The following is an 11,643-nucleotide window of genomic DNA, read 5'->3' on the forward strand; positions in this document are numbered from 1 at the left end:
CCCAACCGAGCACACCGCCAACACGAACATCCCCGGCATTCGTGCGACAGCCTGTGCTCTGCACCCACCACCACCACACCTTCGAAGCCGAAGGATGGGCCATCGTCATGCACGACGGCATCCCCCACTGCATCCCGCCACCCTGGATCGATCCGGCACGAAAACCCATCCGGAACACCGCACACCACCTACCCGACATCGACTTCACCGCGGGCCGGCTCAGTGTCGGCTAGCGGGCGCCTTCTCGGGCCCGGGCGAGCAGCCGGGCCAACAGGTCGCCGTCCTCGTCGGACTCTGCGCGTCGGCGCCGCCGGCCGGTCGGCTGCTCGGGTGCGTCGTCGACCGCGCGGCGGCGGCCGGAGTACCCAGAGCCGTCGGCGGCAGGACGGCCGCTCGGCGGGCCGCCGGCCGGTTCCGGCCGATCCGCAGCGGCAGAAGGAGACGCCGCAACGGCGGCTGCAGCCGCTGGCGGCGCGTCGACCGGGTCCAGCTCGAAGTCGGTGAACGGACGGAGCCGGGGCAGGGCCGCGAAGTCGTCGACCGGCAGGGTCGGCCGCTGCCCGACGGGCGGCTGCACCGCGGCCGGGGCCGGCTGCGCGGGCGTCGGCGGGGCGGCTGCGGCCGGCTGCGCGGGCGTCGGCGGGGCGGCTGCGGCCGGCTGCGCGGGCGTCGGCGGGGCGGCGGCCGGCTGCGGCGGGCCGGCAGCGGGAGTCGGCGCGGCGGCAGCGACCGGTTGCGGCGCAGGCGGAGTGGCGGCAGGCGGAGTGGCGGCAGGCGGCGGCGCGGCAGGCGGCGGCGCGGTGACAGCTGGCACCGGCTCCGGCGCCACCGCAGGGCTCGCCGCCTGCTCAGCCGTCGGCTGGGCATCGAACGCGGTCGCACCGTCGGAGGACGCGCGAGCCGGCTGCACAGTCGAGCGCACCGCCTCGGACTCCCGGCTGACCGGGCGCACCCGCGCCGGCTCGACGACCGGGCGGGCCGGCGGCTCGGTCGTGCGGCGGCGGGTGACGGTCGTTTCAAAACCGGTCTCATCGCGGGCGGACATCAGCTGGCGGACCTCGTGCTGCAGCGCCTCGAGGTCGGAGCCGATCAACCGGGTCGTCTCGATCCGCTCGAGCCGCAGCTGGCCGCCGACGCTCTCCAGCAGCTCGCCGCGCAGCTCGGCGATCTCGGCCCGCAGCGAGCGGATCTCATCGCCCATGGTTTGCCGCAGCTCGTGGCGCAACATGTCCTCGAGCCGGGCCTCGAAGGCGCGGCGGCTCTCGGCGTCCTGGACGCGTTCGAGGTCCATCCGTCGGCGCAGCTCGAGCGCGACGCTCTCTCGCGCGGCTTCGACCGAGGGCAAAGCACCGGCACGGGCGGCCGCACCGACGGCATCGCCGCGGTTCCTCCCCATCACCGCGAAGGCGCCCATCAGGACGCTCCAAGCGCCTGCCAGCGCGCCAAGCCGCAGTTTCGCCTGGGTGTTCCCGTTGACGATCAGCCACACGCCGACTGCGCCGAGCCCGATGGCAAGCACGAGCAGGACGATGCGAAGCACCAGGCCGCGGGTGATCGGCGGCGCGTCCTCTCGTCTCGGCACGGCCCCCAGCTTAGAGCCCCGATCGAGGGTTGGCCTGGGGAGCGGCGCCGAGCGCCGGCCACCCCACGGCCGTGGAGTGTCAGGACGCGGGCGTGCGGCGGTCCCGTCCGGGGTCGATGCCGGCTCGCTCGAGCAGCAGTCCGGCGACGACGAGCAGCGCGGCGGCGACCAGCACCAGCACACCTACCCGCGCGTCGTTCTGGGCGACGCGCACCGACCGCAGATCAGGCGCCAACCGGACGAGCAGGCCGAGCGCCGCGCCGACCACACCGGCCCCGACGAGCGAGGACGCCTTGCCGAGCGCGACGCACCGGGCGATCGCGATGGCAGCCATCGGCTTGGCGTCCGGATCGTGCCGCACCGCGGCGCGCACCCGGCGCGCGGCGACGAACTCCACGGCCGCGAGAGCCGCGATCGGCACCGGGACGACGTATTGCAACGGCGGCAGATCCGAGTAGCTGAAGCGCAACAGGGCGAACACGGTGACCGCGACGACGATCAGCGGCACGGCGAGGTCCTGCCAGCGCGTGCGCCGCATGCCGGAGCCGCCAGTCATCGCAAGGCCGCCGAGTCGGCCGGCCGCACGCCGGCGACGTCGGCCGCGGGCAGCTCGGCGAGCAGCTCGGCGACCGGCCGGCCGCGCAACTCGGCTGCCGGGTCGGCTGCGAGCCACGGCACGAGCACGAACGCGCGCTCAGCGGCGCGCGGGTGCGGCAACGTCAGCTCCGGGTCGTCGCTGACGACCTCAACCGAGGCAACCCGATCCGACGCGAGCCGGCCCGACGCAGACCGATCCGACGCAACCCGCACCGCGACCACGTCGACGTCGAGGGTGCGCGGCCCCCATCGGACGTCTCGGGTGCGGCCGGCGGCACGCTCGGCGGCATGGGCGCGGGCGAGCCAGTCCGCGGGGCCGGCGCCTGGATCGTCGACGAGCAGCACCGCGTTGAGGTAGTCCGCCTGCGGCACGGGCCCCCACGGCGGCGTCTCGAAGACCGGCGAGACCGCCCGCAGCCACGGTCGAACCGCGTCCACCGCGAGCTGCAGGCAACGGAGCCGGTCGCCGAGGTTCGAGCCGACGGACAGCACCGCGGCGCTCACCGCCGTTCTCGCCGGATCGTGACGGCGACGTCGCCGAACGCGAGCGGGATCGGCGCCTGCGGCTTGTGCACGGTGACCGTCGCCGCGCGCACCTGGGGATCGGCGAGGCAGGCGTCGGCGAGCCGTGCGGCCAGGGTCTCCAGCAGGTTGACCGGCTCGCCGGCCACGACCGCGGCCAGGCGCTGCGCGAGCTCGCCGTAGTCGACCGTCTGGGTCAGGTCGTCGCTCGCCGCCGCGGCCGCGGTGGACACCTCGAGTTCGGCGTCCACGACGAAGTCCTGCCCGTCGCGGCGCTCGTGGTCGAACACGCCATGGAAACCGCGCACCCGCAGTCCGCTCAGCCGGATGCGGTCGGCCGCCGGCCGCCGGCCGCCCGCGTCCCCGCCGGCAGCATCCTGCGCGGCAGCATCCTGGATGGCCGCGTCATGGATGGCGCGGACGGCCAGCGCGGCGTCGACGGACGGCCGCACGTCGTGCACCCGCACGCCCCAGACCCCGGCGGCCGCGCAGTGGGCGGTGAGCGCGGTCGTCGCCGACTCGCGCTCGCCCACCGGCCGCGAGGCGCCGTCCGGCCCGGCCAGCAACGCGCCCAGGAAGGACTTGCGGGAGGCCGCGACGAGCACCGGCAGCCCGAGCTCGACGAACGACGGCAGCGCGCCGAGCAGCGCCCAGTTGTGCGCGCCGGTCTTCGCGAAGCCCAGTCCCGGGTCGAGGGCGAGCTGCGCGGCGTCCACGCCGGCGCCGACCGCGGCGTCGACTCTGGCGAGCAGCTCGGCGCGGACCTCCCGCACGACGTCGTCGTAGTGGGCGAGGTCGCGCATGTGCTCGCTGTGCCCGCGCCAGTGCATCAGGATCCACGGGCACCCGGCGTCGCGCACCACCGCCGCCATCGCCGGGTCGCCGAGGCCGCCGGACACGTCATTCACGACCCGCGCGCCGGCCGCGAGTGCGGCTGCCGCGACCGAAGCGCGGTAGGTGTCGACGGACAGCGGCACGCCCTCGGCGGCGAGCCCGGCGAGCACCGGCTCGACGCGGCGCAGCTCCTCCTCGGCCGACACCCGCAACGCCCCGGGACGAGTGGATTCGCCGCCGACGTCGATGAGGTCCGCGCCCTCGGCGCGCAGTCGCAGCCCGTGCGCGATCGCGGCGTCGACGCCGGCGTATCGGCCGCCGTCGGAGAAGGAGTCGGGGGTGACGTTCACGACCCCGACCACGCTGATCCGCTCGGCGCGAATCGGCAGGCTCGTGTCGCGGCCCGGTCCGCCCGCCGTCATCGGTTTGCTTTCGGGGCCCCCGCGGGAACGTGCAGCGTTCTGTGCGGAACGTTCTCGTGCGGTGTGCTCATCGGCTCAGGATCAGGCTCAGCGCCTCCGCGCGGGTGCGCGGGTCCTCCTGCATCGAGCCGCGCACGGCCGACGTCATCGTCTGCGACCCCGGTTTGCGGATGCCGCGCATCGCCATGCACAGGTGTTCGGCCTGCAGCACGACGACCACCCCGCGCGGGCGCAGTTTGTCGACCAACGCGTCGGCGACCTGCCGGGTGAGCCGCTCCTGCACCTGAGGCCGGCGGGCGTACAGGTCGACGACCCGCGCTAGCTTCGACAGCCCGGTGATCCGGCCGTCCGGGCCAGGGATGTAGGCGACCGCGGCGGTGCCGTGCCACGGCAGCAGATGGTGCTCGCACACCGAGTACAACGGGATGTTCTTCACCAGCACGAGTTCCTCGTGCGACTCGTCGAAAGACGTCTCGAGCACCGCCGCCGGATCTACGTGCAGCCCGCCGAAGATCTCGACGAGCGCCCGGCCGACCCGCGCCGGTGTGGACTTGAGCCCTTCGCGGTCCGGATCCTCGCCAATCGCGAGCAACAGCTCGCGCACCGCTGCCTCCGCGCGGGCCGTGTCGACCCCCCCGCCCGGCTGCCCTTCGGTCAAGCCCGGCTGCCCTTCGGTCAAGCCTGGCCGCCGCCGGACGGGCCGGACTGCGGCCCGAACAGCCCACCCGACGGGCTCGGCGGCTGGGGCATGTTCGGCTCGGGAGTGACGCCGGGCAGCGCCCTGCCACTCCCGTTGCCGTTGCCACTCCCGTTGCCGCTGCCATTGCCGTCCCCGCTGTGGCCGTTGGCGCCGTTGGTCCCGTTCGGCGCCGGCTTGCGCAGCGACATCGGGATCTCGATCGGCGGCCGGTCGCTCGGCGTGCGCTTGCCGAACGCGGTGAAGCTGTTGTGCGGCGGGCGCTTGCGCACCGGGGCGAGGATCCGCTCGAGATCGTCCTTAGACAGCGTCTCCTTCTCGACGAGTTCGAGCACCATCGCGTCGAGCTGGTCGCGGTACTGCTGCAGGATCTCCCACGCCTCGTCGTGCGCGCCCTCGATGAGGTCGCGGACCTCGGCGTCGATGTCGGCGGCGATGTCCTCGGAGTAGTCGCGCTGGTGGCCGTAGTCGCGGCCCATGAACGGCTCGGCGTCGCCGGTGCCGTACTTCACCGCGCCGAGCTTGCTGCTCATGCCGTACTCGGTGACCATCGCGCGGGCGAGCTTGGTCGCCTTGTCGATGTCGTCGGACGCGCCGGTGGTCGGCTCGTGGAACACGAGCTCTTCCGCCGCGCGCCCGCCCAGGGCGTACACGAGCTGGTCGAGGATCTCGGCGCGGGTCTGGGTGTAGCGGTCCTCCAGCGGCAGCACGAGCGTGTGTCCGAGCGAGCGGCCGCGCGGCAGGATCGTCACCTTGTGCACCGGGTCGAGGTTCGGCATGGCCCACGCAGTGAGCGCGTGCCCGGACTCGTGATAGGCGGTGACCCGCTTCTCCTTGTCGCTCATCGCCCGCGTCTTGCGCTCGGGACCGGCGAGCACGCGGTCGATCGACTCCTCGAGCGCCCCGCCGGTGATCAGCCGCCCGTTGTTGCGCGCGGTCAGCAGCGCGGCCTCGTTGATGACGTTGGCCAGATCGGCGCCGGTGAAACCGGGCGTGCGCCGGGCGATCACGCCGAGGTCGACGTCGGCGGCGAACGGCTTGCCCTTCGCGTGCACCTTCAGCACCGCCTCGCGGCCGATGACGTCCGGCGGGCCGACCGCGATCTGCCGGTCGAAGCGGCCGGGCCGCAGCAGCGCGGGGTCGAGGATGTCCGGCCGGTTGGTGGCGGCAATGAGGATCACGCCGCCCTTCACGTCGAAGCCGTCCATCTCGACCAGCAGCTGGTTCAGCGTCTGCTCGCGCTCGTCGTGACCGCCGCCCATGCCGGCGCCGCGGTGCCGGCCGACGGCGTCGATCTCGTCGACGAAAATGATCGACGGGGCGTTGGACTTGGCCTGCTCGAACAGGTCGCGGACCCGGCTCGCGCCGACGCCGACGAACATCTCGACGAAGTCGGAGCCGGAGATCGAGTAGAACGGCACGCCCGCCTCGCCGGCGACCGCGCGGGCGAGCAGCGTCTTGCCGGTGCCGGGTGGGCCGTAGAGCAGCACGCCCTTGGGGATCTTCGCGCCGATGGCCTGGAACTTGGCCGGGTTGGCGAGGAACTCCTTGATCTCGTGGAGCTCCTCGATGGCCTCGTCCGCGCCGGCGACGTCGGCGAACGTGGTCTTCGGGGTGTCCTTGTTGACCAGCTTGGCCTTGCTGCGGCCGAAGCTCATCACCCGGTTGCCGCCGCCCTGCATCTGGCTCATCACGAAGACCAGGACGCCGACGATCAGCAGGACCGGCAGCAGGCTGAAAAGCAGGGACAGCCAGGTGTTCTGCCGCGTGACGTGGGTGCGCCAGTCGGTCGCGGCCTTGCTGTCGTGGGCCTTCTCCAGGGCGTCGTAGACCCGGCCGGACACCCCGGAGGGGTACTGGGTGCTGACCTTCGAATACTTGCCGTCGAGCTTGTCGGTCAGGGTGAGCTGGAGCGTCTGCTCCTTGTCATCGACGACGGCCTTGCTGACGTGGCCCTGCTCGATCTGGGTGAGCGCGGTGGCGGTGCTGACGCCGTGATAGTCGCTGCCGCCGGACAACAGGTTGGGCAGCACGAAGATGACGAACACCGCGATGAGGCCCCACAGCCACCACGCTCGGAGGATCCGCTTACGATTCATATCGTTACCACGAACGACCGGGCGCTCGCGTTCCTTCCCGCATAGGGGCCGCTGGAGTGGCGCGAACACGCCCGCCGACCGGCTAAACGGTACACGTCAGCCCCCGTAGACGACTGGTTTGAGCCGCCCTATGTAGGGCAGGTCGCGGTAGCGCTCGGCATAGTCGAGCCCGTAGCCGACGACGAACTCGTTGGGGATGTCGAAGCCGATGTAGTCGACGGCGACGTCCACCTTCAACGCGTCCGGCTTGCGCAGCAGCGTGACGATGGAGATCGACGCGGGGTTGCGGCTGCGCAGGTTTCGCAGCAGCCACGACAGCGTCAGCCCCGAGTCGATGATGTCCTCGACGATCAGGACGTGTTGCCCGGCGATGTCGCGGTCGAGGTCCTTGAGGATGCGCACGACGCCGCTGCTCTGGGTGCCGCTGCCGTAGGAGCTGACGGCCATGAACTCCATCGTCGAGGCGACGTCGAGCGCGCGGGCCAGATCGGACATGAACATCGCCGCGCCTTTGAGCACGCCCACGAGCACCGGCTCGCGATCGGCGTAGTCCTCGTCGATCTGCTTGGCCAGCTGGATGATCTTGTCCCGGATCTCGCCCTCGGAGATGAGGACCTGCTCGATGTCGTCGTCGAGAACGGACACGCGTCACTCCTGCGGGGCGGGTGGGCCGAGCGCGGCTGCCTCGAGTCTCCCAGACCGCCGGCGGACGACGACCGCCCCGGGTAGCTGCACTTCGTGCTGCCCGTGCCAGCCGACGACGAGCGCGTCGAGGGCGTCGGTGCGCTCGGCGGTGAGGGGCTCAGCGCCGGCGCCGACGGCCCAGTGGCGCAGCACCCGGGTGCGCACGGCACGCGGCAGCCGGGCCAGCGTGCCGACGTCCAGCGCCGCCGACACGTCGCGATGATCTCGGCTGGACGCGGCGTCTTCGCATGGCTGAGCGGAGATCATCGCGGAGCTAAGCGCTGTCGCCGCCCACTCGTCGAGCGCGGCCAGGTCTGCGCGCATCAGCTCCGCGGAACGGGCGAGCGCCGCGCCGACGCCGCCCTGTAACACGTCCTCGAGCAGTGGCAGGACCTCGTGCCGCAGCCGCGCCCGGACGAAGCGGGCGTCGCGGTTGTGCGGGTCGTCCCACACCGGCAGGCCGAGCGCGGCACAGGCAGCCACGGTCGTCGCCCGGGGGAGCGTCAGGAACGGGCGCAGGTAGCGGCCGTCAACCGCCGTCATGCCGGTGATCGAGCGCGGCCCCGAGCCGCGGCCGAGGCCGAGCAGCACCGACTCGGCCTGGTCGTCGCGGGTGTGCCCGAGCAGCACGGCGGCGTCGAGGGCGGCCGCGACGGCGTCCAACGCGGCGTAGCGGGCGGCGCGCGCGGCTGCTTCCGGGCCACCCGCGGTGTCGACGGTCACCGGCAGGATCTCGACCGGGTCCAGCCCGAGTTCGGCGCCGATGGCGGCGACGCGCTCCGCCTGCGCGCTGGAGCCCGGCTGCAGGCCGTGGTCGATCGTCACCAGGCCGATCGCGAGCCCGGCGCGGGGACCCTCGAACGCGGCGGCGGCGGCGAGCGCGAGGGAGTCCGGGCCGCCCGAGCAGGCCACGAGCGTCAATCCCGGGCGGCCGTCGGGCCCGCCGCGCCCACTGGCCAACGGGGCGAGCGCCGCGCGCACCGCAGCGCGGATCTCGGCGACCGCCGGCGCCGGGCCCATACCGCGCTCAGCCGCGACTGATCAACAGCGGGTGTCGGCCGGGATTCGACCGAATCGTGCTGTTGATCAAGAGAGGAGGGCCGTCCGGTCAGGCGTGCACGCGGGCGATCCACCGAGCCGGCTCGGCGATCTCGGCACGCGTCGGCAGCGTCTCGACGGAGGTCCAGATGGCGTTGAAATCGTCCACGCCGATTCGTTCCACGACCGAGCGGACGAACGCCGAGCCGTCGACGTACTGACGGGTCTTGGCATCGAGGCCGAGCAACCGGCGCAGCAGCCGGTCCAGCGGGTTGCCGCCGCGCCGCCGGCGCACCGCGAACCGGCTCTCGATCACCTGCTGACTGGGGATGACCTCGCTCGGCACGGCGTTCATCACATACTCGGCGTGGCCCTCGACCAGCGACATGAAGGCGGTGACCCGCTCGATCACGACGCGCTGTTCGGGCGTGGCCAGCACGGTGAGCAGTCCGGAGCCGTCGCCCTGCCCCCGAACCGCCTTGACGAGCTCGCTCGCCGCGCCGGACAGCCGTCGGCGCAGCTCCGCGGGGTCGGTGTCGAACGTGTCGCCGAGGGCCGCGACCTCGCCCAGCATGTGCTGGCGCAGCCAGGGGACCGCGGTGAACTGGACGCGATGGGTGACTTCGTGCAGGCAGACCCAGAGCCGGAAGTCGTGCGGGTCGACCTGCAACAGCCGCTCGACAGCGACCAGGTTGGGCGCGACGAGCAGCAGCTGCCCGCCGGGTCGGTCGAAGAACTCGAACTGGCCGAGCACCTTGCCGGACAGGAAGCCGAGGATGCCGCCGACCTGGGCGCCGGTGATCCGGCCGCCGACCGCCTCGCCGAACTTGCCGACCGGGTTGGCGGCGGTCAGCCGGTCCACGAGCGGGTCCATGATCGTGCGCAGGCCGCCGGCGTTGGCGTCGATCCAGCCCGCCCGGTCGACGACCCGGGTCGCCGCGGTGACCGGCGGCTCCTGCAGGTGGGTGAGCTGCGCGACGTGGTCCGCGGCGGCGGCCGTCGCCCGGTAGAGCTCGCCGACGACGTCGTCCGCCTCGCGCCGGGAGACGCCCGGCGACGCCGGGCTGAACCGCTTGGCGGTCCGGGCCGCGAGGTCCCAGTCGATGAGCGAAGCCATCACCCCACGCTACCGGCGCAATCGGCGAGCGGCAGGCCGAACGAGTCGACGGCGGCGCGTCAGCCGGGACATCCGCAGCCGGCGAGCGCGGCGACCACCCGGTCCAGGGCGGCCTCGGCTGCCGACGTGGAACTCGCCCGGTCGGCGATCAGCGCGAACGCCAGCGCCGAGCCGGCGCGGTCGTGCACGACGCCGGCGAGCGCGGACACCCCGGTCAGCGTGCCGGTCTTCGCGCGCACGACTCCCGCGCCGGCCGCCGCGCTGCCCGACACGTACCGATCGGCGAGGGTGCCGGACCACGCCGCCACCGGCAGCCCCGCCAGCACGTCGCGCAGTCGCGGCGTGCGCGCCGCGAGCCGCAGCACGCCGACGAGCGCGGCCGGGCTGAGCCGGTCGCTCGCGGCCAGCCCGCTGGCATCGCGCATCCCGGCGCCGGGATCGACGCCGAGGCGGCCCAGCACCGCGCGGATCGCCGCGGCCGCCCCGGCGAACGACGCCGGCTGGTGGTCGGCGAGCGCCACCAACCGGCCCAGGCATTCGGCGATGACGTTGTCCGACAGCTGCAACATCTGCTCGATCAGCTCACTCAGCGGCGCCGAGCGGACCTCGCCGATCAGCGGGCTCGACCTCGGGGCCCGGCCCCGCCCGACCGGCAGCCGCGGGGACCCGAGCGCGGCGGCCAGCGCGCGACCGGCGGCGAGGTCGGGTTCGGCACTGCGCACGGCGGCGCCGGTCCTCGCCCGTCCGCCGTCGACCATCGCGGCAGTGATCGCCGAGGCGTAGTCGCTGGGGACGTCGCCGGGCGCCCAGGACGGGGAGACGGGCGGACCGGTGAACAGGCGGTCGTCGACGACGATCCGGGTGGGGCGCAGGTGCGCGCGGCGGACGGCGGCGGCCAGGCCGGCGATCCGGGCGGCGTCCGGATAGGCCGAGCGGCGCCCGGCCGGCGCGGCGCTGAGCGTGGGGTCGCCGCCGCCGACGAGCACGAGCGCGCCGCCGGCCCCGCGGCGCACCGTCGTGGCGATCCGGTCCGTCGGGGCGCGGACGGCCAGCAGCGCGGCGGCGGTGAGCAGCTTGGCGGTGGACGCCGGCGCGGCGGCACTCGCGCCGCCGGTGTCGTAGAGCACCGCGCCGCTCGCGAGGTCGGCGACCCGGGCGCGCAGCCGGCCGCCGAGACCCGCCGCGCGCACCACCGAGCGCAGCCGTGCGGCGACCGCGGCCGGCGTGCTTGCCGGCGAGGTCGACGTGTTCGGAGCGGGCGCCGCCTGGGCGGCGGCGGACGGGCGCGACGGCGGGGCGGCCGCGGCGGACAGCGCGGCGGCGCCGACGCTGTTCCGCGGCGCCGGCCGCGCAGCAGGCGCACGGCGCGCGGCGGCGGTCACCGCGTAGCCGGCGACGACGGCCGCGGCGGCAAGCGCCATGACCAACAGCACTCGGGCCGCCGTCGCCCACCGTCGCCTGCCCACGATGGGCCAGACTAGGTGGACCATGCGAGCCGCGCTGCTGCGCCGGCGCCGATCCGAGGAGCTGCCGTCGTGGAGTTCGACGTCCTGATCGAGATCCCCCGGGGAAGCCGGAACAAGTACGAGATCGACCACGCGACCGGTCGGATGCGGCTGGACCGCACGTTGTTCACCTCGACCCAGTACCCGGCCGACTACGGCTACATCGAGGACACGCTCGGCGAGGACGGCGATCCGCTCGACGCGCTCGTGCTGCTGCCGGGCGATCCGCTCTACCCGGGCGTGCTGGTCCGCTGCCGCGCGATCGGCATGTTCCGGATGACGGATGAGAAGGGCGGCGACGACAAGGTCCTGACCGTGCCGTCGAGCGACCCGCGGCTCGCGCACCTGGCCGACATCGACGACCTGCCGCAGTTCGACCGGATGGAGATCCAGCACTTCTTCGAGGTCTACAAGGACCTCGAGCCCGGCAAGAGCGTCGAGGGCGCGAACTGGGTGGGCCGGGCAGACGCTGAGGCCGAGATCATCAATTCCCGCAAGCGACTCGCCGACAATCCCGGCGCCGTCCACTGACGCTGCGCGCTAGCC

Annotated in this window: 12 protein-coding genes and 1 pseudogene; 2 read left to right on the forward strand and 11 right to left on the reverse strand. The window is 73.7% G+C overall.

The genetic code is table 11. The features are described 5' to 3' along the window. Window positions 1–233: hypothetical protein (locus tag ACFFBG_RS15545; protein WP_375480323.1), on the forward strand; the 233-nt coding region annotated here is incomplete at its 5' end. Here the strand turns inward: ACFFBG_RS15545 and ACFFBG_RS15550 are convergent. From ACFFBG_RS15550 to dacB, 11 genes and pseudogenes are all read right to left on the reverse strand, one after another. After that, the gene (locus ACFFBG_RS15550; RefSeq protein WP_375480325.1) at window positions 230–1,582 is read right to left on the reverse strand and encodes a hypothetical protein; all 1,353 of its coding nucleotides are present in this window, start codon (window positions 1,580–1,582) and stop codon (window positions 230–232) included. The two genes, ACFFBG_RS15545 and ACFFBG_RS15550, sit on opposite strands and share 4 nt — an antisense overlap. 79 nt (window positions 1,583–1,661) lie before the next feature. After that, entirely contained in the window at window positions 1,662–2,138 is a 477-nt protein-coding gene (locus tag ACFFBG_RS15555; RefSeq protein ID WP_375480327.1) for a DUF3180 domain-containing protein, read from the reverse strand. Then, window positions 2,135–2,671, reverse strand: coding sequence for a 2-amino-4-hydroxy-6-hydroxymethyldihydropteridine diphosphokinase (gene folK / locus ACFFBG_RS15560; protein ID WP_375480547.1), 537 nt, complete (start codon window positions 2,669–2,671; stop codon window positions 2,135–2,137). Before folK ends, ACFFBG_RS15555 begins: the two co-directional genes overlap by 4 nt. A gap of 8 nt (window positions 2,672–2,679) precedes the next feature. Beyond that, on the reverse strand, window positions 2,680–3,009 hold the full coding sequence (folB, locus tag ACFFBG_RS15565; protein ID WP_375480549.1) for a dihydroneopterin aldolase: 330 nt from the start codon (window positions 3,007–3,009) through the stop codon (window positions 2,680–2,682). Between the two features lie 54 nt (window positions 3,010–3,063). Further along, a pseudogene (folP, locus tag ACFFBG_RS15570) lies at window positions 3,064–3,957 on the reverse strand (dihydropteroate synthase); the annotation flags it as partial. 67 nt (window positions 3,958–4,024) lie between these two features. Then, window positions 4,025–4,615 carry a GTP cyclohydrolase I FolE gene (gene folE, locus ACFFBG_RS15575; protein ID WP_375480329.1) on the reverse strand — a complete coding sequence of 197 codons (591 nt, stop codon included), beginning with the start codon at window positions 4,613–4,615 and terminating at the stop codon, window positions 4,025–4,027. Window positions 4,616–4,632: 17 nt separating this feature from the next. Next, window positions 4,633–6,753 carry an ATP-dependent zinc metalloprotease FtsH gene (gene ftsH / locus ACFFBG_RS15580; protein ID WP_375480331.1) on the reverse strand — a complete coding sequence of 707 codons (2,121 nt, stop codon included), beginning with the start codon at window positions 6,751–6,753 and terminating at the stop codon, window positions 4,633–4,635. A gap of 96 nt (window positions 6,754–6,849) precedes the next feature. Beyond that, entirely contained in the window at window positions 6,850–7,398 is a 549-nt protein-coding gene (gene hpt / locus ACFFBG_RS15585) for a hypoxanthine phosphoribosyltransferase (protein ID WP_375480333.1), read from the reverse strand. A 3-nt stretch (window positions 7,399–7,401) separates the two neighbouring features. Then, window positions 7,402–8,457, reverse strand: coding sequence for a tRNA lysidine(34) synthetase TilS (gene tilS / locus ACFFBG_RS15590; protein ID WP_375480335.1), 1,056 nt, complete (start codon window positions 8,455–8,457; stop codon window positions 7,402–7,404). Between the two features lie 88 nt (window positions 8,458–8,545). Next, a complete protein-coding gene (locus ACFFBG_RS15595) occupies window positions 8,546–9,592 on the reverse strand; it encodes a zinc-dependent metalloprotease (RefSeq protein ID WP_375480338.1) in 1,047 nt (348 codons plus the stop codon). 59 nt (window positions 9,593–9,651) lie between these two features. Further along, complete coding sequence (gene dacB / locus ACFFBG_RS15600; RefSeq protein ID WP_375480340.1) at window positions 9,652–11,058, reverse strand: D-alanyl-D-alanine carboxypeptidase/D-alanyl-D-alanine-endopeptidase; 1,407 nt, start codon at window positions 11,056–11,058, stop codon at window positions 9,652–9,654. 69 nt (window positions 11,059–11,127) lie between these two features. Here dacB and ACFFBG_RS15605 point away from each other — a divergent pair, with 69 nt between their 5' ends. Then, on the forward strand, window positions 11,128–11,628 hold the full coding sequence (locus tag ACFFBG_RS15605; RefSeq protein WP_375480342.1) for an inorganic diphosphatase: 501 nt from the start codon (window positions 11,128–11,130) through the stop codon (window positions 11,626–11,628). The last annotated feature ends 15 nt before the right edge of the window (window positions 11,629–11,643 follow it).

This window comes from uncultured Jatrophihabitans sp. (assembly GCF_964251945.1).
GTDB lineage: Bacteria > Actinomycetota > Actinomycetes > Mycobacteriales > Jatrophihabitantaceae > Jatrophihabitans.

Coding starts and splice junctions, on each gene's coding strand:
- ACFFBG_RS15555 (WP_375480327.1), bottom strand. CDS start 2,138: ATGACTGGCGGCTCCGGCATGCGGCGCACGCGCTGGCAGGACCTCGCC.
- ftsH (WP_375480331.1), bottom strand. CDS start 6,753: ATGAATCGTAAGCGGATCCTCCGAGCGTGGTGGCTGTGGGGCCTCATC.
- tilS (WP_375480335.1), bottom strand. CDS start 8,457: ATGGGCCCGGCGCCGGCGGTCGCCGAGATCCGCGCTGCGGTGCGCGCG.
- ACFFBG_RS15595 (WP_375480338.1), bottom strand. CDS start 9,592: ATGGCTTCGCTCATCGACTGGGACCTCGCGGCCCGGACCGCCAAGCGG.